The following is a 24,107-nucleotide window of genomic DNA, read 5'->3' on the forward strand; positions in this document are numbered from 1 at the left end:
GTACTATTGGCTAATCTTATAAAACCTCCAATGACGATAAGATCCCGCTTATGAAATCAGCCTTTATATTTCCCGGACAGGGTTCCCAGTCAGTTGGCATGCTTTCCGTTGCTGCTGAGTCTTGGCCCATGATCAACAAAACCTTCGCCGAAGCTTCCAATGTGCTTGGCTATGACCTCTGGCACTTGTGTCAGAAAGGGCCGGTAGAAGAGCTTAATCAAACAATGGTTACCCAGCCGGCCATGCTGACTGCCAGCATCGCTTTATGGCGACAGTGGTTGGTAACAGGTGGATCGAAGCCCGATTTTCTGGCTGGGCACAGTCTGGGTGAGTACAGCGCGCTGGTGGCCGCAGAAAGCCTCGATTTCGTGGAAGCCGTAAAGCTGGTTCGCCTGCGTGGTGAGCTGATGCAGGAAGCTGTGCCTTCTGGCGAGGGGAAAATGGCCGCTATTCTTGGTCTTGAAGATGCCGCTGTTGTCGCAGCTTGTGAAGAAGCTGCCGATGGTGACGTTGTAGCAGCAGTGAATTTCAATGCTCCTGGCCAGGTAGTGATTGCAGGCGTCGCTGCTGCCGTTGAGCGGGCTATCGAGGTCTGTAAGACAAAGGGCGCGCGTAAAGCCATGCTCCTGCCAGTCAGTGTCCCCTCCCATTGCGCTCTGATGAAAGGTGCTGCTGAGGAGCTGGCTCAGGCACTGGATGAAGTTCGCTTTAGCGATGCGATCACTCCGGTTATACAGAATGTTAACGCTGCAGCCGTGACAGATTCGGCTACACTGAAAGCCAATCTTCTCAAGCAACTTTATTCTCCGGTGTTATGGGCCGACTCGGTTCGCACTCTGGTGAGTAGCGATGTTACCGTCGCCATCGAGTGTGGCACGGGCAAAGTGCTTGCAGGGCTGGCCAAGCGAATTGACCGTGGGCTTGCCGTTCACGGGATTGAGGATCCTGAGGCTCTGGCCGCTGCACTCGCGGCATTTGAATCGTCTTGAAGAAAGGGAGTTGAGCATGTCTCTGGAAGGCAAAACAGCATTGGTAACCGGTGCTACTCGGGGAATCGGAAAAGCTATCGCTCTGGCGCTTGCAAAACAGGGTGCAGAGGTGGTGGGTACCGCCACCAGCGAAGAGGGCGCAGCAACCATCACGGATAACCTTCAGGCCGCGGGCGTAAATGGCTACGGTATTGTGATGAACGTTGCCGATCCCGAAAGCATTGAAGCGGGCCTGAAAGAAATAACCGGTAAATCCGGTGCACCTCTGATTCTGGTCAATAACGCTGGCATAACCCGTGATAACCTGCTCATGCGACTGAAAGATGACGACTGGGCATCGGTGCTCGAAACCAATCTCTCAAGCGTGTACCGTACCAGCAAAGCTGTATTGCGAGGCATGGCAAAGGCACGCTGGGGGCGAGTTATCAATGTCAGCTCCGTGGTCGCCAGTATGGGCAATCCAGGGCAGGCCAACTATTGCGCTGCCAAGGCGGGTGTAGAAGGCTTTACCCGCAGTCTGGCAAAGGAAATGTCGAATCGGGGCATCACTGCGAACTGTGTTGCGCCCGGGTTCATTGACACAGATATGACGAAAAAACTGGACGACAGGCAGCGTGAAGCTATGCTGGAAATTATACCTGCGGGTCGTCTGGGGCAGCCGGAAGAAGTGGCAGCGCTGGTAGCTTTTCTGGCGTCGGATGTTGCCGGTTATGTGACTGGGGAAACCATTCATGTAAACGGCGGAATGTACATGGGATAAGCTCCGGTTCGGGGCTCGTGCGCAACCCCTTGTCGCACAACATGTTTAACCGGATCCCTGCTTGTTTGCAGGTAGGGTTTACACTAAACTGGCAGCACTTGAGTTGCTTGGTTGATACACAAAGTGAGGACATTATGAGTACAGTTGAAGAGCGCGTGAAGAAGATCGTTTGTGAGCAGTTGGGCGTTAAAGAGTCCGAAGTTCAGAACTCATCTTCTTTTGTAGAGGATCTTGGCGCTGACTCACTGGACACCGTTGAGCTGGTCATGGCACTGGAAGAGGAATTTGAAACCGAAATTCCTGATGAAGAAGCCGAGAAGCTTGCCAGTGTTCAGGACGCGATCGACTACATCGTCGCGCATACCTGATACTCTGCATTTAAGTAAGTTAGGCAAAAGCCGTCCTTGTCATTAAACGAGGGACGGCTTTTTTATTGCCTGAGGAATTACCCGTACTTCGGGTTCATTCATTAACATCGACAGATGACAGATCAGGTAAACGGGTTTATGAGTAAACGACGGGTTGTTATCACTGGCATGGGAATGTTGTCTCCTTTGGGGAACGACGTAGCGTCTTCCTGGGAGGGTATCCGGGCTGGTCGAAGCGGAATCGGTAAAATCGATCGCTTCGATGCTTCCGAGTACAACACCCGCATTGGTGGTGCGATCAGGGATCTGGAGCTGGAGCCTTATCTTTCTTCCAAAGAGGCCAGAAAGCTGGACGCGTTTATTCACTACGGTCTGATCGCAGCTCAGCAGGCGGTCGATGACAGTGGCCTTGCAGACTACGACGAGCTGGATCGCGACCGCGCTGGTATAGCAATCGGATCCGGTATAGGTGGGCTGGAGTATATCGAGAAGAGCGTGCTGACGATGGAGAAGTCCGGCCCGCGCAAAGTGTCGCCGTTTTTTGTTCCAGCGTCTGTGATTAACATGATCTCCGGTAATGCCGCGATTCGGTTTGGTTACCGGGGACCAAATATTGCGATTGTTACTGCCTGCACTACTGGCACCCATAATATAGGGTACGCGGCCCGCACGATTGCTTATGGCGATGCGGATGTGATGCTTGCCGGTGGCTCTGAAATGGCGACCACGCGCACAGGTCTTGCGGCATTTTCGTCCGCCCGTGCCTTGTCAACCCGTAATGATGAACCTGAAAAAGCCAGCCGCCCATGGGACAGGGATAGGGACGGGTTTGTGCTCAGTGACGGGGCCGGGGTAGTGGTGCTGGAAGAGTTGGAGCACGCCAAAAAACGCGGTGCAACCATATACGGTGAGTTGGTCGGCTTTGGCATGAGTGACGATGCCCACCATATAACTGCGCCGCCTGAAGACGGAGAGGGCGCCGCACGCGCCATGAACAATGCACTGCGGGATGCCGGCCTGAAACCCGAAGACGTTGATTACATTAATGCCCATGGAACCTCAACTTTGGTGGGTGATGTTGCGGAAATTGCGGCGGTCAAGCATGTGTTTGGTGATCACGCGAGTCAGGTTGCCATGAGCAGTACGAAATCCATGACCGGCCACCTGCTTGGTGCGGCGGGCGCAGTGGAGGCGATCTTTTCTCTGCTTGCCATACGTGACGGCGTGTTGCCTCCAACCATCAACCTCGATAACCCCGCTGAAGGCTGTGATCTCGATCTCGTTCCCAATGTCTGCCGCAGCGCCGATGTCCGCGTAGCCCTATCCAACTCATTTGGCTTTGGTGGAACCAACGGCACCTTGATTGTCCGTCGTTACGAAGGCTGAGGAACTATGTTCAACCTGCGCTGGGCTGATGAAGGTGGCTTCCCGGCCAATGATCGGGGCGCTGCTTATGGCGACGGCCTGTTCGAGACCATAAGGATGCATGGCGACCGTGGTGTACTCCTGTCCCGCCACCTCGACCGGATGGTTCGTGATGCAGGCCGGTTGGGTATTCCGGTTTCTCTGACAGAGCTTCGAAAAGCCTGTACCGCAGCGACCAGCCGTTACTCCGGCCGTTATACGAATCAGCAGGCGGATCGCGGCTGGGTGCTCAAATTGACGCTCACCCGAGGAGAAGGTGGCCGCGGGTATCGGCCAAGTCCGGGAATCAGGCCAAACCTGATGGTGTCTGCTGGTCCGATGCCTGACGCACCGATCGCCTCTGGTGTTGCCGCTGATTTCTCCCGTGTCCCTCTTACGGTAAATCCGTTGCTTGCGGGTATCAAATCACTCAATCGGCTGGAGCAGGTTATGGCCGCCAGAGAGATTGAGGGCGAATTGTTTGAAGTCATCATGTCAGACAGCGCCGGTAATCTGGTCGAGGGTACTCGTACCAATTTGCTTCTCAAAGTGCCCGAAGGCTGGGCAACACCGCCGGCCAAAAGCCTTGCGGTTTCCGGCGTGCTGCGCCAATGGGTGCTGGAAAGGCTCAGGGCGAGGGGAGAAGTGGTCGCAGAGCGTGCGGTGAGTATCGGGGATGTAATGGGTTCCCGCTGCCAGGGGCTCTATCTTCTGAACAGCGTTATAGGTGTTGTGCCTGTGCGTCGTCTTGCCGGGCAGGATTTGCCTGCAGATGATGGACTTGCGACAATCTTCAATCCTCTCGAGCTGCTGGAATAATTCGTTTGTTCAAGAAACTTCTGATTGCGTGTATTTGTGCTGCCGTACTGTTTGGCGCGGGCACAGGTTTATGGGTTTGGCAAGGGCTGGGCTCACTCTCAAAGCCGGTCGTTATGGCCGAGCCGGTGTTGTTCAATGTGCCTGGCGGTTCCGCTTTCAGTGAGGTCGCCAGACAGCTGGAGACTCGTGGCCTGATTGAAAAAAGCCTGTGGGTACGCGTTTACGGCCGCTTGTTTCCTGATCAGGCAAGAATCAAAGCCGGAGAATATGAATTCACCGACGGAATGACCGCTGAAGCCATGCTCGACATGATGGTTTCAGGTGACATCAAACATTGGTCTGTGCAGTTTATTGAAGGCTGGATGTTCAGCGACATGCGCGCTGCGCTTGCATCCACAGAGCGCCTTGAGAAACTCACCTCAGAGTGGTCGGATGCGCAAATCATGGAGGCCGTTGGTGCAGAGGGTGAGCATCCGGAGGGGCGCTTCTTCCCTGACACGTATCTGTTTACCAGTAGCGAGTCGGATCTTGACCTGCTCCGGCGCTCGTTCCGGCGCATGGAAAGTGTTCTCTCTGAAGAGTGGGAGGGTCGGGAAGAAGGCCTGCCATACGATAACGCTTATGAAGCGCTGATTATGGCATCCATTGTTGAACGGGAAACCGGAGCCCCCCATGAGCGCGGGCAGGTGGCAGGCGTGTTTGTGCGGCGTCTGCAAAAAGGCATGCGCTTACAGACAGACCCAACTGTAATTTATGGCATGGGAGACAAGTACAAAGGCCGCATAGGCAGCCGGGATCTGCGCACTCACACGCCTTACAACACTTACCGTATTAACGGGTTGCCTCCTACGCCTATTGCTTTGCCCGGTCGTGAGGCCATTCATGCATCTCTGCACCCGGATTCTGGCAAGACTCTTTATTTTGTTGCTCGCGGCGACGGCACTCATAAGTTTTCCAATACGTTGGCGGAGCACCAAAAGGCAGTCAGGGCTTTTCAGCTGAATCGGCGGTCGGATTATCGGTCCTCGCCTGCTGCCAAGGATGACGAAGAGTGATCGTTCGTGGCCGGTTTATTACCTTTGAGGGAACCGAAGGGGTGGGTAAATCCACCCAGATAGCCAATGCTGCTGAAACCCTGAGAGAACTCGGTGTCGATTGCATAGTTACTCGTGAGCCTGGCGGCACACCCATGGCTGAGGCGATCCGGGAGCTGCTTCTGGCCCCACGGGATGAGCCGGTGAACGATCTCACCGAACTCCTCCTGATGTTTGCAGCCCGTGCGCAACACCTGTACACGCTTATTCTTCCAGCGCTTGAGAAGGGGCAGTGGGTGCTTTGTGATCGTTTTACCGATGCGACATTTGCCTATCAGGGGGGAGGGCGCGGCGTTCCAGGCGAGCGGATCGCGTTGCTTGAAAATCTGGTGCAGGGCGAAGTGCGCCCCGACCACGTGGTTTTACTGGACGCGCCAGTCGAAACGGGTATGACGCGGGCAAGGCATCGGGGCCAGCTGGATCGTTTTGAACAGGAAGCTGTGTCTTTTTTTCAACGTATTCGTGACACTTATCTGGCTCGCGCAGCCGCCGCGCCCACTCGCTACAATATCGTGGACGCAGCTGCTCCGTTGGAGCAAGTAAGCGCCCGGGTCGGCGAACTTATGTGCAAGTTCCGATCAGATCTGCTTTAATTGAGTTATATTCTCAATTAAAGGTTCCGGTCGCGTCTATGCTGGATGCCCGACTACTCAAACTTCCAACTGCATCTCACCAGCATCGTCATGAGCATCACCAGATAGTGGTTGGTGTTCACGGCGAAGCAGACTTGAGCGTTGACGGAGCCGGTTCTCACCTGGACACCTGGAAGGCCTGCCTCGTTCCGACAGAGGCTAGGCATGACTATTGTGGTGATCATCAGAATCATGTGATGGTCATCAACCTTGATCCCTCAAGCCCTGCGATTTCTACTCCAGCCCACGCCGACTATGAGCGAATGGTGCGGGTGTTCGAAAGGCCGCGCACGATCCATATGGACAACCGCTTACAGGGGCTGGTTCAGTTTGCTGCTGGCGAGTTTGACCGGTCGCCCGGCAACCTTGTTATGCATAGTCATCTCGCAGCCAGTATTCTCTACTGTATGGCTGATCGAATTGTTGACCGGAAGATGTATACACCGCACCGGCACAGTCTCAACCCCGCCGCGATACAGCAATATATCAGGGCTAATCTTCACCGGAAGATTACAGTACAGGATCTGGCCAGTGAAGCGTGCCTGAGTGTCAGCCGATTTCATGAGGTCTTCCGAGAGGTAGTTGGAACTACACCTCACCAGTTTCTTTTGCAGGCTCGTCTCAATCAGGCCATCAACCTTCTGGCCTCAACGCCCCTTTCGGTATCGGAAATCAGTTACCGGGTTGGTTTCTCCTCGCAGAGCGCGCTGACCAATGCATTGCGCAAACACAAGGGTACTACCCCCGCCAGATTGCAGGCTCGCGATAACGTTGCCTGATCTGGCCTGACACAAGTCCACTCTCGTAGCATTCTGCAAAAGAATCGGAGGATTTTGTAAGCCGGGTATACGTAGTGATACTAGGCTAGTTGGGTCAATGCTCATCCTGCCGGTCTGATGATTTTTGCGGTCGCAAATCCGCGATTCTTAACTATAGTTAAGGTCGAGTGTGCGACACGTTACCTTGCTCAGGTCTGGAAGGATTTCAAGTAAAAAGAAGAATGACACAGCAGGCTGGCACTCGTGTCAGTTGTGTGTTTTGAGAGCGGATATAATCCGACTCATTAAACCGGAGGAGTTCCATGGCTATTGGTGTTTGGATCAGTCTAATTGGTTATTTTGGTCTCATGATTGCCATCGGCATTTATGCGATGCGCACATCTACGTCTTCATCCGAAGATTACATGTTGGGCGGGCGATCGCTCAGTCCAAAAGTGGCGGCCCTTTCGGCTGGTGCTTCAGACATGAGCGGATGGTTGCTTCTGGGTCTTCCGGGTGCGCTCTATGTAACTGGTCTGGCCTCAGCCTGGATCGGTATTGGCCTGTTTGTGGGTGCGTTCTTTAACTGGACTTTTGTTGCGCCCCGGCTTCGTGAACAGACGGTTCACTATGGTAATGCCATTACTATTCCGTCTTTCCTGGCGAACCGGTTCCCGACCCAGGCGCTATCATTGCGTACAGTGGCTGCGGTCGTCATCGTCATCTTCTTTGCCGTCTATACTGCGTCCGGTTTGGTTGCTGGTGGCAAGCTGTTCGAAAGTGCGTTTTCCGGAATTTTCAACTTCGGTGGCCTGAGCGACTACGCCGTAGGTATCGTCATTACACTGGGCGTTGTACTGGCGTATACGGTTGTGGGTGGGTTCCTGGCGGTGAGCATGACCGACTTTGTCCAGGGTGTCATCATGATGCTGGCGCTTGTCCTTATGCCGGCGGTTGTGCTCTGGGGCGAAGGCGGCGGCGGTTATGCGCAGGCGGCGCAGACCTTGAATGACGTCGATCCCACACTTTTGTCCTGGACAGATGGGCTGACCTTTATCGGATGGCTTTCCGCGGTTACCTGGGGGCTAGGCTATTTCGGTCAGCCTCACATCATCGTGCGTTTCATGGCGATCCGCACTTTGAAAGACGTACCGATCGCCCGTAACATCGGCATGGGTTGGATGGCTATTTCGCTGATTGGTGCCATTTCTCTGGGTATCTTTGGCCGGGCCTATGCGGTGCGCAACGGTATGGACATTGCGGATCCGGAAACTATTTTTATCATCCTGTCGGACCTGTTGTTCCATCCGCTGATCACCGGTTTCCTCTATGCCGCGCTCTTGGCTGCGGTCATGAGTACCATCTCCAGTCAGCTTCTGGTGTCCTCGTCCTCGCTTACGGAAGATTTCTATCGTCTGTTCCTGCGCAAAGAAGCGGGTGACCGCGAGTGCGTGAATGTTGGTCGGGTTTGTGTGGTACTGGTTGGCCTGGTTGCTGCGGTTATCGCATCTGATCCGAACTCTCAGGTACTGGCATTGGTCAGTAACGCCTGGGCAGGCTTCGGTGCTGCGTTTGGCCCGCTGATTATCCTGTCGCTGATGTGGTCGCGCACCAACGGCGCTGGTGCCATCGCGGGCATGGTTGTGGGTGCCGCCACCGTTATAATCTGGATTTCACTGGGATGGAACGGAGAGTTCATGGGTGGTCCGGGTGTATACGAGATCATTCCTGGCTTCATCGCTTCCTTGATCGCAATTCTGGTGGTGAGCAGTGTTACTGCCGATGCTGGTGAGTATCAGCACATCCATCGGTAAATAAAGAGCGCGTAGCGCCAGAAGCAAATAGCACGGCTCCGGGAGGAGCCCTGTTATTGCAAAAAACCCTCGCCTAACGGCGGGGGTTTTTTGCATTTGGAGCTTCGAATCTCTATCGGAGCAGATTGAGAGTCATACCAAGATCTGGAGTTTGTTACATGAACTGGTAGATCCCTGTTCAAGCCGCTACCTTTATAAGGTTACATCTCAGTTGCGGACCATAATAACGACAAGAGGAAAAAGGGTTATGACCAACAACCGGTTTCTGAAATCCACTGTGGGCGTGCTTTCAGCCGCCATCCTTTCCATTTCTTCCGGGGTGCAGGCTGAAGGGAATTACATGATGGGCACCGCGACGACCGGGGGGACCTATTACCCTGTGGGTGTTGCCATTTCAACACTGATCAAGGTCAAGCTGGAACCCAAGACCAATATTTCCGTTTCTGCCATCAGCTCCGCCGGCTCCGGCGAGAACCTCAAGCTGATGGACGAGGATCAGATTCAGTTCGGTATTCTCCAGGGGCTTTACGGCGCTTATGCCTGGAATGGCACAGGCCCGGTTCCCAAGGCCTACAAGAACTTCCGCTCTGTATCCATGCTCTGGCAAAACGTTGAGCACTTCGTGGTGTCCGAAGAGTTGGCGGAAACCGGCACTATCGCTGATATGAGCAATCTTTACGGTGAAAGCTTCTCCATCGGCGCCCGGAACTCCGGCACTGAGGGCTCCGGGCGCTTTATCCTGGGTAAGGTGGGGATTGACCTGGACAAGATCGATCTGGCCTATATGGGCTACGGCCCCAGTGCAGATGCACTGCAGAACGGCAATATCGATGGTATGAACATCCCGGCCGGGGTTCCGGCATCAGCCGTTACCCGGGCCTATGCCAACATGGGTGGCGACATTACCACCCTGAATTTCACCGCCGAACAATTGGCCCAGGTAAACAGTGATTTCGAGTTGTGGACACTCTATACCATCCCGGCGGGCACCTACCCCAACCAGGACAAGGCGATCGAAACGATTGCCCAGCCCAATATCCTGGCCGTGCGTGCGGACGTTTCCGAAGAGGATGTGTACCAGATCACGAAAACCATCTACGCCAACCTGCCGTTCCTGAATAACATCCATCCTGCTACCAAAGCGATGGCGTTGGATAAGGCCATTGCCGGGTTGCCTATGCCGCTGCATCCGGGTGCTGTCCGATTTTATAAGGAGCAGGGGCTGACCATTCCTGATCGGCTGATTGCAAAGTAATCGTGACTGAAAGGGATCAGGGCGAGCCTCCTGTGGAGGTTCGCGACGAGAGTGTCAGCGCGGCGAGAGAGCGCCTGGAGCACCGGCTGATCGGGCCGGTGGTCTTTTGGCTTGCCATCGGTACAGCAATCGTTCATCTCTACTTCAATACCATTTCTACATTGTCGGAGTTGTGGAGTTCTGCTCTGCACTTCGGCCTTTTCGGTCTGATCTGCACGCTAACCACACCCATGCTCAAGGCCCGCTCGGCCGCAGGTCAGCGGATCGTGCTGGGTGTTGATGTGATGTTGGGGCTTACCGCGCTGGCTTGCGCTTTCTATCTGATTATCTTTGAAAATGATCTGTATCAGCGTGGATTTAACTTCGATACGGGCGACTGGATTGTCTCCATCGTATCAGTGACGCTGATACTGGAACTGGCCCGCCGCACGGTTGGCTGGTTTATCCCCGTACTTTGTGTCATTGCACTGACCTATGTGGCTTGGTGGGGTCAGTATGTTGAGGGTCTTTTCAATTTCCCCGGTCTGTCCTGGGAAACGGTTCTTTATCGTTCATATATCGGGGGGCAGGGGATGCTGGGGTCCATTGCCCGGATTTCCTGGACCTATGTGTTCATGTTTATCCTGTTCGGTGCCTTCCTGGTAAAGTCCGGAGCAGGGGATTTTATTATCGAACTGGCACGCTGTGCCGCAGGGCGGTTTGTGGGTGGTCCCGGGTTTGTGGCGGTCTTTGCCTCGGGTCTTATGGGGTCAGTCTCAGGCTCCAGCGTGGCAAATACTGTCTCTACCGGTGTTATTACTATCCCGCTGATGCGGAAAGCCGGCTTTCCGGCACGTTTTGCTGCAGGCGTTGAAGCGGCAGCATCCACCGGTGGCCAGTTAATGCCGCCGGTGATGGGGGCGGGAGCATTTATCATGGCCTCCTATACTCAGGTTTCCTACCTCACCATTATTGGTGTTGCGGCCCTGCCGGCTCTGCTTTACTTCATCTCAGTGGGGATGTTTGTGCGTATCGAGGCCAAACGTAGCCATGCAGTCAAGCCGGAAGACGATGCGGCTCCCTCGCTCAAGGAAGTTCTTAAAGGCGGCTGGCACTTCCTGTTGCCTTTGGTCGTTCTGGTGGCAATGCTTGTGTACGGATTCACGCCGACCTATGCGGCGGGCATTGCTATCCTGTCTGTCGTTGTAGCGTCCTGGCTTTCAAAGTATCCGATGGGGTTTCGCGATATTCTCGACGCTCTTGCGATGGGTACACGAAACATAACCACCACAGCGATCCTTTTGATCACGGTCGGCCTGATTGTAATGGTTGTATCTACCACGGGTATCGGCAATACCTTCTCTCTGATGATTACCGACTGGGCGGGTGGAAGCCTGTTGTTAACGATCTTTCTGGTTGCTCTGGCTTCTTTGATTCTGGGGATGGGGCTGCCAGTAACGGCAGCTTACATCGTGTTGGCCACGCTTTCGGCACCGGCGATATACAACCTGATTGCTCAGAGTCAGCTGGTGGAGTTGATGGTAAACGGCAACCTTCCAGAGCAGGCCAAAACCATTTTTATGCTGGCCGCGCCGGACAGGCTCTCGTTGCTGGACGCGCCCATGGATGCCGCAACTGCTCAGCAGTTGCTCTCTCTGGTGCCGGATACCTTCAGTAGTCAACTCCTGGAGCAGGCGTTATCACCGGCGGCTCTGTCCATGCTGCTGGTGGCCGCCCATATGGTCATCTTCTGGCTGTCCCAGGATTCGAACGTTACGCCTCCGGTCTGCCTGACCGCCTTCGCCGCCGCTGCGATCGCGGGTACACCTCAGATGCGTACCGGTTTTACGGCCTGGAAGCTCGCCAAGGGCCTGTATATAGTGCCGCTGCTGTTTGCCTATTCGCCCCTTATTACCGGTGACTTTACCGAGATGATCCGTGTATTCTGCTTTGCTCTGTTTGGTATTTACGCAATCATTGCCGGGCTCGAAGGTTACCTTGAGCATAAACTCAATCTTCTGGTACGGCTGCTCATGTTCCCGATTGGTGCGCTGATGCTCTGGCCTCATGGGCAGTTACTGTTAGATGGGGCCGGGTTGGTGGCTTTTCTCATTGTTCTGGTCTGGAGCAGTCGTTGTGGAAAGCGTTTTGATGGCGGCCATACGGGTAACAAGGCAGGAATGTCGAGCGCTGCATGACCGCGATTGAGGTAGTAGCGCTGCTTGCGCTGGGCGGCATTGCCGGGTTCATTAATGTGCTTTCCGCAGGCGGGTCGATGCTGACGCTGCCGCTTCTGATGTTTCTTGGGTTGCCGCCACAGGTTGCGAATGGTACCAACCGGGTTGCGATAATTCTGCAGAGCACAACCGCTGTAGCCGGTTTCCGGCGCCTGGGACACGGCAACCTTCGGGTAAGCCTTCACCTTGCGGTGCCGGCGGTTTTGGGATCGCTGCTGGGCGCCTGGATAGCGACCTGGGTGTCTGACGCGATATTCGAGCTGGTATTGATCATCGCCATGATCGGAGCTTCCGTGTTCATGCTGCTGCCTCAGCCCAAGCTGGATACCAATCCGCTGACTTCAGAACGGCTTGGGCCGGTGATTTATACCGCCATGTTTCTGATCGGCGTATACGGCGGCTTTATTCAGGTAGGCGTAGGCGCCCTGTTTCTGGTGGTCTTGTACCGGATGCTGCGCATCGATCTGCGTCAGGTCAATGTATTCAAGGTGTCGATCATTCTGTTGTACACCGTGCCCGCGTTGCTGATTTTTGCCGTTAACGGGCAGGTTCGCTGGGGTATGGGCCTGATTCTTGCTCTCGGAAATATCACGGGGGCGTTTGTTGCTGTCAGAGTGAACCTGAGCGACAAGGGCGCGCATTGGGTGAAGTGGATTACCCTTGTTATGGCAGGCGCGATACTGATCCGGCTTATGGTTTATTAGTTGCTCACGGGCAAAACAGCATTAAAAAACGCCAGCCCGGAGGCTGGCGTTTTTCGTGGAGCTGAGCCTTAAAGATCAGTGCTTAAGCAACGTTCGCTTCAGCCGCCTTCTTGGTGTAGTTCTCCATCTGGTCGAAGTTCAGATACTTGTAGATCTCTTTCGACATGCTGTTCAGATCTTTGGCGTACTCCATGTACTCCTGTGGAGACGGGAGTTTGCCCAGTATCGCGCCTACAGCTGCAAGTTCCGCAGACGTCAGGTACACGTTGGCACCATCGCCCAGGCGGTTCGGAAAGTTCCGGGTAGAGGTGGACAGCACTGTGCTCTTGGCCGCCACTCTTGCCTGGTTACCCATACACAGTGAACAGCCCGGCATTTCGGTGCGTACACCGGCAGTCCCATAGATGTTGAAGTAGCCTTCTTCCATCAGCTGGGCCTGATCCATCTTCGTCGGCGGAGACATCCACAGGCGAGTTTTCAGAGGCGCTTTGTTCTGCTCAAGCAGTTTACCAGCAGCACGGAAGTGGCCGATGTTGGTCATGCAGGAGCCGATGAATACCTCGTCTACCTTGTCGCCAGCCACTTCAGACAGGAAGCGAGCATCGTCTGGATCGTTCGGGCAGCACACGATGGGCTCTTTGATGTCGGCCAGATCGATCTCTACAACGTGAGAATACTCGGCGTCTTTATCAGCTCGCATCAGCTTCGGATTGGCAATCCATTCTTCCATTTGCTTGGCTCGACGCTCCAGAGTGCGCGGGTCGCCGTAACCTTCGGCAATCATCCAGCGCAGCATGGTGATATTGGAGCGCAGGTACTCGGCCACGGATTCTTCGGACAGGTTGATAGTACAGCCTGCTGCAGAACGCTCAGCGGACGCGTCAGAAAGCTCGAAAGCTTGCTCAGCGGTCAGGTGCTCGAGACCTTCGATCTCCAGAATGCGGCCGGAGAACTCGTTGATTTTGCCTTTCTTTTCAACGGTCAGCATGCCCTGTTTGATGCCGTAAAGAGGGATGGCATGCACCAGATCCCGCAGAGTGATGCCCGGCTGCATTTCGCCTTTGAAGCGGACCAGTACAGACTCTGGCATGTCCAGTGGCATAACGCCTGTGGCGGCTGCGAAAGCAACCAAGCCAGAGCCCGCCGGGAAGGAGATGCCCATCGGGAAGCGGGTGTGAGAGTCACCACCGGTACCGACAGTATCTGGTAGCAGCATACGGTTCAGCCAGGAGTGGATGATGCCGTCGCCAGGACGCAGAGCTACACCGCCACGCGTCCGGATGAAGTCCGGCATGGTGTGCTGCATTTCAACGTCAATCGGCTTTGGGTAAGCCGCAGTGTGACAGAACGACTGCATGACCAGATCAGCCTGGAAACCCAGGCAAGCCAGGTCTTTCAGTTCGTCCCGAGTCATCGGGCCAGTGGTATCCTGGGAACCGACGGTGGTCATGTGCGGTTCGCAGTATGTGCCCGGGCGAACGCCTTGGCCTTCTTCCAGGCCACAGGCCTTGCCGACCATTTTCTGGCCCAGGGTGAAGCCCTTGGTGCCGGCTTCCGGGTCGTTCGGCAGACGGAACATATCCGTGGCACCCATGCCCAGCGCAGCGCGTGCTTTGGCGGTCAGGCCACGACCGATGATCAGAGGGATACGGCCGCCGGCCTGAACTTCGTCCAGGATCACGTCAGACTTGAAGCCGAACTCGGAGATGGTTTCACCGGCTTCGTTCAGAATCTTGCCGTCGTAAGGGCGGATTTCAATCACGTCGCCCATGTTCATGTCATCGACGGGTGCTTCGAATACCAGGGCGCCGGCGTCTTCCATGGTGTTGAAGAAGATCGGGGCAACCTTGTTACCGATGCACACACCGCCGGCACGCTTGTTTGGCACGCCAGGAATGTCGTCACCGAAGAACCACAACACCGAGTTGGTGGCAGACTTACGGGAGGAGCCTGTACCTACCACTTCACCTACGAAAACAACCGGCAGACCCTTGGCTTTGATTTCGTCAATCTGGCTCATGGGGCCGGTTACGCCCTGTTCTTCAGGCTTCAGGCCGTCGCGTTCCATTTTATAGGCAGCGCGGGCGTGCAGCGGGATGTCCGGACGGGACCAGGCATCGGGTGCCGGAGACAGGTCGTCGGTGTTGGTTTCGCCGGTTACCTTGAACACAACCATCTTGGTGCTCTCGGGAACCTTTTTCTTTTTGGTGAACCACTCACCGTTGGCCCAGGATTCAACAACGGATTTGGCGGTGGCGTTGCCAGCGTCCATTTTGTCTTTCACGTCGTTGAAGGCATCGAACATCAGCAGGGTGCGCTTGAGCTGCTCGCCGGCCAGCTCCGCCAGTTCGCTGTCATCCAGCAGGTCAACCAGAGTTTCGATGTTGTAGCCGCCCTGCATCATACCCAGCAGCTGTACGGCTTTTTGCTTGCTTAGCAGCGGCGATTTTGCTTCATCTTTAACGATAGCGGTCAGGAACGCAGCTTTCACGTAGGCGGCTTCATCCACGCCCGGCGGAATACGATTTTCCAGCAGCTCAACCAGAGTTTCTTCTTCACCGGCTGGCGGGTTCTTCAGCAGCTCAACCAGAGCGGCAGTCTGTTCAGCATTCAGCGGCTTGGGTGGAATACTCAGAGCCGCACGTTCTGCAACGTGTTCACGGTAGGCTTCTAACACGATATGGACCCTCATCAGTTGGTATGTCCCGCGCACTGGCAATACGCCTGGCGGGAGTTTTTTGGCGGAAAGACCTTTAGTTGGCGCTGCATTCTATAGGAACCCCCTTGTAAAGTTAAGTTGGACAGAGGTCGGAGAAGTCTGTTAGCTGCGTTATAATCGCGTACCTAATTAATTGACATAGCGGCTCACCATGAACAACAAAACAGGCACCACGGCTCAGGCCTTGCAAGAGATTCACGACTTTCTGCCTTGCGCTACGCCACAGCAGTGGATTGATAACGCGCTGGCCAATCAGGATCTGATGTTGATAGACCACGCCCATTGCGAGAAAAAAGCGGCGTCTACCGCGCTCAGCCTGATGTACCGCTATGTAGATAACACCAATCTGCTTAACAAAATGTCCCGTCTGGCCCGCGAGGAACTGCGTCACTTCGAACAGGTGCTGTCTATTATCACTAAACGCGAAGTGGAATATTGTCACCTTACGCCCGCGCGTTATGCGGCAGGTTTGCGTGCTGAAGTGCGCACTGAAGATCCAGGCCGCCTGGTGGATGTTATGGTGGTGGGTGCCATCATAGAAGCGCGCTCATGTGAACGGTTTGCTGCATTGGTTCCGTTTCTGGATGAGGAATTGGCGGATTTCTATAATAGCCTGCTTAAATCTGAAGCCCGTCATTACCGCGATTATCTCGCTCTGGCCGAACAGGCTAATGGCGGGTCTGTTGATGCCAGAGTGGGGGAGTTTATGGCTATCGAAAAACAGCTGATTCTGGAGCCCGATAGCGAGTTCCGGTTTCACAGCGGGCCAGTTACCTGAACATCAGGTGAGCGCACGGCACAGACCAATCCAGGCATCAATGCCGGCACTCCGGTACTTCTGCTTGTGCAGAATGAAATAGAACTGCCGCTTAAAGTTCCGGTTTTCCGGCGTTTCCAGAGGTACAAGGCTGCCACGTTTAAAGGCATCGGCAAGAACGACTTCTGACAGGCACCCTATACCCAAGTCAGCTTCTACGGCCCGTTTTATCGCTTCGGTATGTTCCAGTTCCAGAAGTACGTTCAAATTCGGAAGCAGGCCGTGCATGCCCCGTTCGAAACTCTGACGTGTCCCGGAACCCTGTTCTCTGAGGATCCAGGTGGCATTCCGAAGATCTTCATCTGAAATTTTCTTCTTGGCAGCCAGTGGGTGCGTAGGCGAGCAGAATATCACCAGCTGATCTCCGCGCCAGGGAATAACCTCAAGCTCTGAAGATTGCAGTTCACCTTCAATAAGGCCGATATCGAGTTCGAAATCTTTGACCCGGCGTGCGATGGTGCTGGTATTGGCCACTTCCAGCGAGACCCGGGGCCGGGTAGGGGTATTCATGTATTGGGCCATAACGCCAACGGCTAGATAGTTACCTATAGTTAAGGTGGCTCCGACTTTCAGCTCGCCTACTTCGGAATGTTTGCTGAACGCGTGTTCGAGTTCCGTTGCCTGAGCAAGAACAGCTTCCACCTTGGGCCGGTATAGTCGCCCGAGTTCATTCAGTTGCAGGCGTTTGCCAACACGGTCGAATAACTGGATATCGAACTGGTTTTCCAGTTCCTTGAGCGCGCTGCTGGCAGCAGATTGAGACATGGCCAGTGATTCCGCAGCACGGGTAATGTTTTGGAAGTGTGCGGCCGCCAGAAAGACTTCGAGTTGTCTGAAACTGTATTTCATAACAAAAAGCTCTAAATCGATGTGCTCGAATAAGGTTATGGGAATAACCCATTTCATCGATAGGTTAGTGATGCGATAGACTTTAGACAATTCATATTTGCAACATTCGCCGCCGATAGCGATCCGGACAGGCAAGAGGTTTAAATGAGCAACCTGATAAAAGAAACTGTAACCAGCGTACATCACTGGAACGACACCCTGTTCAGCTTCAAGACCAGCCGCGACCCTGGGTTCCGGTTCAAGAACGGTCACTTTGTGATGATTGGTCTGGAAACTGAAGGCAAGCCGTTAATGCGCGCGTACAGTATTGCCAGTGCGAACTATGAAGAGGAGCTGGAGTTCTTCTCTATCAAGGTACAAGACGGCCCGCTTACTTCACGCTTGCAGAAAATTCAGGTGGGGGATGAGATCCTGGTCAGTCGCAAGCCTACCGGCACTCTGATTCTGGATAACCTCCTACCCGGCAAGAATCTGTGGCTGATCAGCACCGGCACCGGCCTCGCACCGTTTATGAGCATCATTAAAGATCCGGAGGTTTACGACGCCTTCGATAAAGTCATCCTGACCCACGGGGTGCGCTATATCTCTGAATTGGCCTATCAGCGCGAGATTGAAGAGCTGCCTGAAAACGAATTCTTCGGTGAGATGGTCAAGGGCAAACTTGAGTACTATCCCACGGTAACCCGCGAGCCCTTCCGCAATGAAGGCAGGCTGACGGCCGCCATGGAAAGCGGCAAGATAACCAGCGATATGGGTCTGCCGGAATTCGACCCGGAAAATGACCGGTTCATGATCTGTGGCAGCCCGAGCATGCTCAAGGATACCTGTGCCATCCTGAATGGCATGGGCTTCAAGGAAGCTCGCGGTGGTAATATGGGGCATTATGTGATCGAACGGGCTTTTGTGGAGCAGTAAATAACCTGCCCGCCAGTTCGAATCATGAGACATCCGAAACCCGGAGCGAAAGCTTCGGGTTTTTTTTATGAAGTCTGGTACTGAGTGTATAGTATCCGGTTTTAACCAGCAGGTAGGACGGCATGTTTTATTTTGAGCTTCAGCCCCGATTCAACGATACGGATGCGCTGGGTCATATCAGCAATACAACATTACCAGTATGGTTTGAGCAAGCCAGAACGCCGTTGTTCAGAATTTTTCATCCCACGCTGGATGTGAAAACCTGGCCACTTATTATTGCTCGCGTGGAAATAGATTTTGTCGCCCAGAGTTACTGGCACCTGCCGGTTGAAATTCGCACCGGAGTCGGAAAGATAGGAAACAGCTCCTTTCATGCTGTTCAGGAAGCCTGGCAGGATGGAAAGCAGATTGCGCGCGGCAAGGCCGTGTTAATTAATTTTGATTACGAGACAGAAAAGGCGGTGCCTATTTCAGAGGAAATACGCAAAAAATTAGCAGAACATCTGGTCGAGTGAACGTCAGTTTCCGGTTTCCGACCAGCTTCTTTCCAGACAGGCTTGGAACACATAGATGGCAACTGACAATGATAGCTCTCTTGAGAGCATGGCGGATGAAGTGAACTCTGTCATCCGCGCGGAAAAAAACCGTGGTCGCTTCAGCTTTCTTGGGTGGTTAGCACTCGCAATAGCCGTCGTAGCGGCCTTGTTGTGGTGGTTCTGGCCAGCGGACACCAGCGTGCAATGGCAGACCCATAAGCTGGACAGGGCCGATATGGTACTTACGGCTATGGCGACCGGGAATCTTCAACCTAAGAGCGAAGTTTCAGTGGGTGCTGAAATTTCCGGACTTGTCAGTGAGGTGCTGGTTTCAGAGAACGATGAAATTCTTCGGGGCCAGGTTCTTGCACGATTTGATACCGAAGAGCTCGACGTTGCGCTGCTGCAGGCAACTGCCGGCCTGGAACTTTCGCGTGCTTCACTTGCAGAAGCGCGTGCCACACTGGAAGAGGCTGCAGTAGACGAGCGCAGAACCGAATCACTGGTTCAGCGGGGTACATCGCCCCAGGCAACACTTGATAAAGCCGTTGCCACACGAAAACGTGCTGAGGCGAAGACTGCCTATGCCAGGGCAACGGTTCGCCAAGCCGAGGCTACCGTCTCCCAGGCTCGCACCCGGCTGGAAAAGGCTGTCATCACTTCGCCCATTGACGGTGTTGTTCTCCAGCGCAGCATCGAGCCTGGGGCAACGGTCGCCGCCAACTTTCAGACACCTGTGCTTTTTTTGCTGGCCGAGGACCTGAGGCAGATGGAGCTTCATGTCTCCATGGATGAGGCTGATGTTGGGCTGGTGAAAGCCGGACAGAATGCAACCTTCACCGTGGATGCCTGGTCTGGACGTGAGTTTGGCGCGAAGGTTTTGAAGGTTTTTCTCTATCCGACGGTCGAAAACAATGTCGTCACCTATACCACGGTATTGTCTGTTGATAACTCGGAGCACCTTCTTCAACCTGGAATGACTGCGACGGCAACGATCACTACGGGCCGGCGTGATAAGGCTCTGAGGGTTCCGAATATGGCCTTTCGCTTCACGCCTCCAGCGACTGAATCAGAGGGTGGCGGCATGCTAAGCCATCCAGCAAGCCGCACGAAAGGCGACTCTCCGGCGTCTGGAAATACCCTATGGGTGCTTGAAAATGACGAACCACGGAGAGTGATCGTGCGCACGGGCTACACCGATGGCCGATACACCGAGCTTCTCAGCGACGAGCTGGCAGAGGGTGACGAAATACTTACGGGTGCCATGAGAGGTTCTGTTGAGTAGCGGCAGCCAGCATGCGGCTGAAAACACGGAGGCGTCAGGCCTGCCTCCAGCCATTATCCGTATGCGGAACATTTACAAGATTTACGGTAGCGGGTCCACTGAGGTAAGGGCGCTTGACGGTGTTGATCTCACGATTCGTGACGGCGAATTCGTGGCTATTATGGGGCCTAGTGGCTCCGGTAAATCCACCTGCATGAATATGATCGGTTGCCTTGACGTGCCTTCATCGGGTGAATACCTGTTCCGTGGGGTGAATATTGGTGGGCTCGACCGTGACGAGCTCGCTTTGCTGCGCCGCCATTTCATGGGATTTATTTTTCAGAGCTTCAATCTTTTGCCGCGGGTCGGCGCCCTCGCTAACGTTGAGCTGCCTTTGATTTACGAAGGGGTTAAGCGCTCAGTGCGTCGAGACCGAGCAAAGGAAGCCTTGCGATTGGTGGGCCTGGCTGGTCGCGAATCCGCTACTCCCAGCCAGCTTTCCGGAGGGCAGCAGCAGCGGGTGGCCATAGCACGGGCACTGGTGACAGAACCACCTGTGTTGCTGGCGGACGAACCTACCGGCAATCTCGATACCGCAATGGCGGATGGCATCATGGCGCAGCTGGATCAGATCCGTGCCGAACGGGGCATCACGATTATTATGGTGACCCATGAACCGGATATTGCTCGCTATGCCGAGAGGGTTCTGTACTTTACCGATGGGAAACTGTTGAAGGATGGCGCTCCGGGCGAGGTGTTGTCATGAGGTGGCTGGACATTTTTGTCATGGCCTTTCAGGCGATTGTCAGGAATAAACTGCGCTCTTTTCTGACCACGCTTGGCATTATCATTGGGGTTGGCAGTGTGGTTGCCATGGTTCACCTTGGTCAGTCTGCCACCCGCAGCGTCACCGATGAGATTGCCAGTATCGGTTCCAATCTCCTGTTTGTTATGCCGGGAACCGCTCAGCGTGGCCCTGGAGGTGTGCGCACCTCTGCCGAGCCATTTGATCTTGAAGATGTTGAGGCAATGGCACAGGAGGTGCCGGAAATCCTAGTTGCACCGGCAATCACTGTTAACCCGACAGTGGTCATAGGCAATGCCAACGAAACAATTGCGGTTATTGGAACAGACAACAATTACTTTGCCGTGCGCAACCATGGGATTGCGTACGGGCGGGCTTTTGACCAGGACGAACTGAGTGCCGGATCCGCCGTGTGTATTATCGGCACTACGGTGATTGATGAGATGTATCTTGGTCAGGAACCCCTTGGTACCACTCTTCGAGTAGGGCGCACCGCTTGCCGGGTGATCGGTGTTCTTGAAGAGAAAGGACAGTCCATGGGGCAGGACCGGGACAAAACGATTCTTATGCCCATTAAAGCAGCGCAGCGCAGGCTGCTGGGAAGTCTTGATGTGCAGACAATTTTTGTCTCCGCGCTTATCGACGGTAGTACGGGCCGGGTACAGAAAGATATCGAGTCGCTGCTTCGTCAACGCCGACATATTGCTTTCCCGAAAGATGACGATTTCTATGTCCGGGATACCCAGGACATCGCAAAGGCTCTGGCCAGTACTACCAATACCATGACCATTCTGCTGGGCGCCATTGCCGCGGTTAGTTTGTTGGTGGGGGGCATAGGGATCATGAATATCATGCTGGTGTCTGTCACCGAACGAACCCGGGAAATAGGAATTCGCCTTGCCATCGGTGCCAGAACCCGCGACGTGCTGACACAGTTTCTGGTTGAATCTATCGCTTTGTCGACTCTCGGCGGCATTATCGGGCTGATACTGGGTATCGGTGGCACCTGGCTGCTAACGTCCCGTCTGGATATGCCATTTGTGCTCGCGCCCGGCGTTATGCTGTTGGGTTTTTTCTTTTCCGTTGCGATTGGCATAATCTTTGGTTATTTCCCGGCCCGCAAAGCGGCAAGACTCAATCCTATTGATGCTCTGCGTCATGAGTAACCACAAACGATGCTGTTGATGAGGTAATGAATTGGTTAGCAACGTAACAAGGATGGTCGTGTTGGCGTGCATGTTCCTGCTTTCTGGCTGTAATTCCGGAGAGAATGGATCAGAAGCCGGCGATCTGAAAGAAATGTCTGTGGCCCCGGAAGACATTGCCACTGATATTTCTATTGTCCTTGAACCTGGCCAGCTGGATTGGGTAGGTCAGAAAATATTCCAGAATGAATGCGCCGGCCAGTTTCAGTGCCTTGTTCACTGGAATGAATCGGAGGCGTTTCCTTCGCTGGGTATCGGCCATTTCATCTGGTATCCGGAAGGGATTAACGAGCGTTTTGTGGAAAGCTTTCCTGTTCTTGTTGAATACATGAAGCAGCGCCAACTCAACATCCCCGCATGGTTGAGGGAGCTTGAGCCATTTGACGCGCCCTGGGCAGACAAGGCATCTTTTGAGTCTGTCGAAAATTCAGTCAAAGTCGCCGAGCTTCGGGAATTTTTGGCGGGGACCCAGGGAATACAGGCGGAGTTTATCTTCCGACGCGCCAAATCCTCACTTACGAAGATCGCCGAGTCTGTGCCCGAAGACCGGAGAGCACAATTGAAAACCGATCTGGATGCCCTGAGCTCTACCCCGGGTGGGATCTATGCCTTGATGGATTATGTCAACTTCAAGGGAGAGGGCCTTTCAGACGCAGAGCGCTACAACGATGAGGGTTGGGGGCTCCGGCAAGTACTGCTGGCCATGGAATCCAATCCGGGAGCCGCAACACTGGAACGGTTCCGGGAAGCGGCTGCAAGGGTTCTCACCAGAAGGGCTGACAACGCAGGCAATCCGATCGAGAAAACCCGCTGGCTGAAAGGTTGGCTGAAACGCCTGGAAACCTACAAGCAACCGGACGATGTAACCAGTTCTGCAGAAAAATCCGCTAAAAACTAGTTGTACTTCCAAACTTTGTTCTACCTTGTAATGACAAGGTTCTATGCTGCCGCCTCAAAATGGCGCGTTGTATTGTGCGATTGTGCCTTTTTGGGGCCGGATTATTGTCTCAGGAGCGCCGGAATGGTGGTTAGAGCCGGGAAAGTAAAAAGAAAGACTTATAAACAATAATTTGCCCCGCATGGCTCGTAATTTGCTGGGGTAGTTCCTGGCAGTTATTGCGAAGTAGCCCACAAATGTTCGGAGAGACGACAATGAAAAAAATGATATCGGTAGCTCTTGGTATGGCGCTTGTAACAGGTGCACTCACGACGACAAGCGCTTTTGCAGCAACAACCCTGGAAAGCGTAAAGGAAAAAGGCAACCTTCAGTGTGGTGTGACCAGTGGTCTTCCCGGGTTTTCCCAGCCCGATGAGAAAGGCAACTGGACGGGAATTGATGTTGACACCTGCCGGGCAGTAGCCGCAGCTATCTTTGGAGATGCCAAGGCCGTTGAATTTACGCCCTTGACCGCCAAGGAGCGCTTTACTGCGTTGCAGTCGGGCGAAATTGACATGTTGTCCAGAAACACCACCTGGACTCTTACCCGGGATACGTCGTTGGGGCTTAACTTCGCGGGCGTGAACTATTACGACGGGCAGGGATTCCTTGTTAACAAGAACATTGGCGTAGACGATGCGACGCAGCTTGACGGCGCCACCGTGTGTATTCAGGCGGGCACTACCACCGAGTTGAATCTCTCGGATTATTTTCGGGCCAAGGGCATGAAATTCAAACCGATCGTTTTTGATACGTCCGAACAGACTGTCCAGGGTTTTGCTGCAGGACGCTGTGATGTGCTGACATCCGATCGTTCCCAGCTCGCAGCTTTGCGATCCAAGCTCGCTGACCCGAATACCGCAAAGATTCTGCCGAACACTATTTCAAAAGAGCCTCTGGGCCCGGTTGTGCGCCAGGGTGACGATCAGTGGTTCAACATCGTCAAGTGGGTATTGTTTCTCCAGATCAACGCCGAGGAGCTGGGTGTTACCATGGCCAATGTGGACGAGATGCTGAAGTCGGATAACCCGAACGTCCAGCGCCTGTTGGGAACGGATGGTGATATGGGTGCCAAACTGGGGCTACCGGATGACTTTGGTCATGCCATCGTGAAGCAGGTTGGCAACTACGGCGAAATGTACGACCGCAACGTGGGCCCTGATACGGCGCTTGGTCTTGAGCGTGGCATCAACGCCCTTTGGACAAACGGCGGTATCCTCTATGCACCGCCAGTACGTTAATACCTG

At 54.2% G+C, this 24,107-nt stretch carries 22 protein-coding genes; 20 read left to right on the plus strand and 2 right to left on the minus strand.

The genetic code is table 11. The features are described from left to right. Positions 1-50: 50 nt before the first annotated feature. The 12 genes from fabD to BUA49_RS09505 all read left to right on the plus strand — a co-directional run bounded on the left by fabD (position 51) and on the right by BUA49_RS09505 (position 12,813). Positions 51-989 (plus strand): ACP S-malonyltransferase, encoded by a 939-nt coding sequence (fabD, locus tag BUA49_RS09450; RefSeq protein ID WP_072796904.1) that lies wholly within the window; start codon positions 51-53, stop codon positions 987-989. A gap of 16 nt (positions 990-1,005) precedes the next feature. Further along, entirely contained in the window at positions 1,006-1,749 is a 744-nt protein-coding gene (fabG, locus tag BUA49_RS09455; protein ID WP_072796905.1) for a 3-oxoacyl-ACP reductase FabG, read from the plus strand. Positions 1,750-1,883: 134 nt separating this feature from the next. Continuing rightward, positions 1,884-2,117, plus strand: a complete 234-nt coding sequence (acpP, locus tag BUA49_RS09460; protein ID WP_012136033.1) for an acyl carrier protein — start codon at positions 1,884-1,886, stop codon at positions 2,115-2,117. A 138-nt stretch (positions 2,118-2,255) separates the two neighbouring features. Then, on the plus strand, positions 2,256-3,503 hold the full coding sequence (gene fabF / locus BUA49_RS09465) for a beta-ketoacyl-ACP synthase II (RefSeq protein WP_072796906.1): 1,248 nt from the start codon (positions 2,256-2,258) through the stop codon (positions 3,501-3,503). A gap of 6 nt (positions 3,504-3,509) precedes the next feature. Further along, entirely contained in the window at positions 3,510-4,340 is an 831-nt protein-coding gene (locus BUA49_RS09470) for an aminotransferase class IV (RefSeq protein ID WP_072796907.1), read from the plus strand. Between the two features lie 5 nt (positions 4,341-4,345). Continuing rightward, a complete protein-coding gene (mltG, locus tag BUA49_RS09475; RefSeq protein WP_072796908.1) occupies positions 4,346-5,395 on the plus strand; it encodes an endolytic transglycosylase MltG in 1,050 nt (349 codons plus the stop codon). Further along, on the plus strand, positions 5,392-6,027 hold the full coding sequence (gene tmk / locus BUA49_RS09480) for a dTMP kinase (RefSeq protein WP_072796909.1): 636 nt from the start codon (positions 5,392-5,394) through the stop codon (positions 6,025-6,027). The genes mltG and tmk overlap by 4 nt, the downstream gene beginning before the upstream one ends. Before the next feature lie 38 nt (positions 6,028-6,065). Continuing rightward, on the plus strand, positions 6,066-6,845 hold the full coding sequence (locus BUA49_RS09485; protein ID WP_072796910.1) for an AraC family transcriptional regulator: 780 nt from the start codon (positions 6,066-6,068) through the stop codon (positions 6,843-6,845). A gap of 302 nt (positions 6,846-7,147) precedes the next feature. After that, positions 7,148-8,638: a sodium/proline symporter PutP gene (gene putP, locus BUA49_RS09490; protein WP_072796911.1), complete on the plus strand. Its 1,491-nt coding sequence runs from the start codon at positions 7,148-7,150 to the stop codon at positions 8,636-8,638. A 247-nt stretch (positions 8,639-8,885) separates the two neighbouring features. Next, positions 8,886-9,893: a TAXI family TRAP transporter solute-binding subunit gene (locus BUA49_RS09495; RefSeq protein WP_072796912.1), complete on the plus strand. Its 1,008-nt coding sequence runs from the start codon at positions 8,886-8,888 to the stop codon at positions 9,891-9,893. Between the two features lie 2 nt (positions 9,894-9,895). Further along, entirely contained in the window at positions 9,896-12,070 is a 2,175-nt protein-coding gene (locus BUA49_RS09500) for a TRAP transporter permease (protein ID WP_072796913.1), read from the plus strand. Further along, on the plus strand, positions 12,067-12,813 hold the full coding sequence (locus tag BUA49_RS09505; RefSeq protein ID WP_072796914.1) for a sulfite exporter TauE/SafE family protein: 747 nt from the start codon (positions 12,067-12,069) through the stop codon (positions 12,811-12,813). Before BUA49_RS09500 ends, BUA49_RS09505 begins: the two co-directional genes overlap by 4 nt. Positions 12,814-12,895: 82 nt before the next feature. On the opposite strand, the gene BUA49_RS09510 is transcribed toward BUA49_RS09505, so the two are convergent. Next, entirely contained in the window at positions 12,896-15,490 is a 2,595-nt protein-coding gene (locus BUA49_RS09510) for a bifunctional aconitate hydratase 2/2-methylisocitrate dehydratase (RefSeq protein WP_072797801.1), read from the minus strand. Positions 15,491-15,683: 193 nt separating this feature from the next. On the opposite strand from BUA49_RS09510, the gene miaE reads away from it, so the two are divergent. Then, positions 15,684-16,310, plus strand: coding sequence for a tRNA-(ms[2]io[6]A)-hydroxylase (gene miaE, locus BUA49_RS09515; RefSeq protein ID WP_072796915.1), 627 nt, complete (start codon positions 15,684-15,686; stop codon positions 16,308-16,310). 3 nt (positions 16,311-16,313) lie between these two features. Here miaE and BUA49_RS09520 read toward each other — a convergent pair whose 3' ends face one another. Further along, positions 16,314-17,198: a LysR substrate-binding domain-containing protein gene (locus BUA49_RS09520; protein ID WP_072797802.1), complete on the minus strand. Its 885-nt coding sequence runs from the start codon at positions 17,196-17,198 to the stop codon at positions 16,314-16,316. 144 nt (positions 17,199-17,342) lie between these two features. Here BUA49_RS09520 and BUA49_RS09525 point away from each other — a divergent pair, with 144 nt between their 5' ends. From BUA49_RS09525 to BUA49_RS09555, 7 genes are all read left to right on the plus strand, one after another. Then, complete coding sequence (locus BUA49_RS09525) at positions 17,343-18,113, plus strand: ferredoxin--NADP reductase (RefSeq protein ID WP_072796916.1); 771 nt, start codon at positions 17,343-17,345, stop codon at positions 18,111-18,113. Between the two features lie 122 nt (positions 18,114-18,235). Further along, positions 18,236-18,628, plus strand: coding sequence for an acyl-CoA thioesterase (locus BUA49_RS09530; RefSeq protein ID WP_072796917.1), 393 nt, complete (start codon positions 18,236-18,238; stop codon positions 18,626-18,628). Between the two features lie 55 nt (positions 18,629-18,683). Continuing rightward, positions 18,684-19,934 carry an efflux RND transporter periplasmic adaptor subunit gene (locus BUA49_RS09535; protein ID WP_084063526.1) on the plus strand — a complete coding sequence of 417 codons (1,251 nt, stop codon included), beginning with the start codon at positions 18,684-18,686 and terminating at the stop codon, positions 19,932-19,934. Continuing rightward, positions 19,927-20,679 (plus strand): ABC transporter ATP-binding protein, encoded by a 753-nt coding sequence (locus BUA49_RS09540; RefSeq protein WP_228704440.1) that lies wholly within the window; start codon positions 19,927-19,929, stop codon positions 20,677-20,679. The genes BUA49_RS09535 and BUA49_RS09540 overlap by 8 nt, the downstream gene beginning before the upstream one ends. Continuing rightward, positions 20,676-21,884, plus strand: a complete 1,209-nt coding sequence (locus tag BUA49_RS09545) for an ABC transporter permease (protein ID WP_072796918.1) — start codon at positions 20,676-20,678, stop codon at positions 21,882-21,884. Before BUA49_RS09540 ends, BUA49_RS09545 begins: the two co-directional genes overlap by 4 nt. A gap of 31 nt (positions 21,885-21,915) precedes the next feature. Next, the gene (locus BUA49_RS09550) at positions 21,916-22,821 is read left to right on the plus strand and encodes a hypothetical protein (protein ID WP_228704441.1); all 906 of its coding nucleotides are present in this window, start codon (positions 21,916-21,918) and stop codon (positions 22,819-22,821) included. Positions 22,822-23,075: 254 nt separating this feature from the next. Next, on the plus strand, positions 23,076-24,101 hold the full coding sequence (locus BUA49_RS09555; protein ID WP_072796920.1) for an amino acid ABC transporter substrate-binding protein: 1,026 nt from the start codon (positions 23,076-23,078) through the stop codon (positions 24,099-24,101). Positions 24,102-24,107: the final 6 nt, after the last annotated feature.

Origin of the sequence: Marinobacter antarcticus, assembly GCF_900142385.1 — a bacterium.
In the GTDB taxonomy this organism is placed as follows: domain Bacteria; phylum Pseudomonadota; class Gammaproteobacteria; order Pseudomonadales; family Oleiphilaceae; genus Marinobacter; species Marinobacter antarcticus.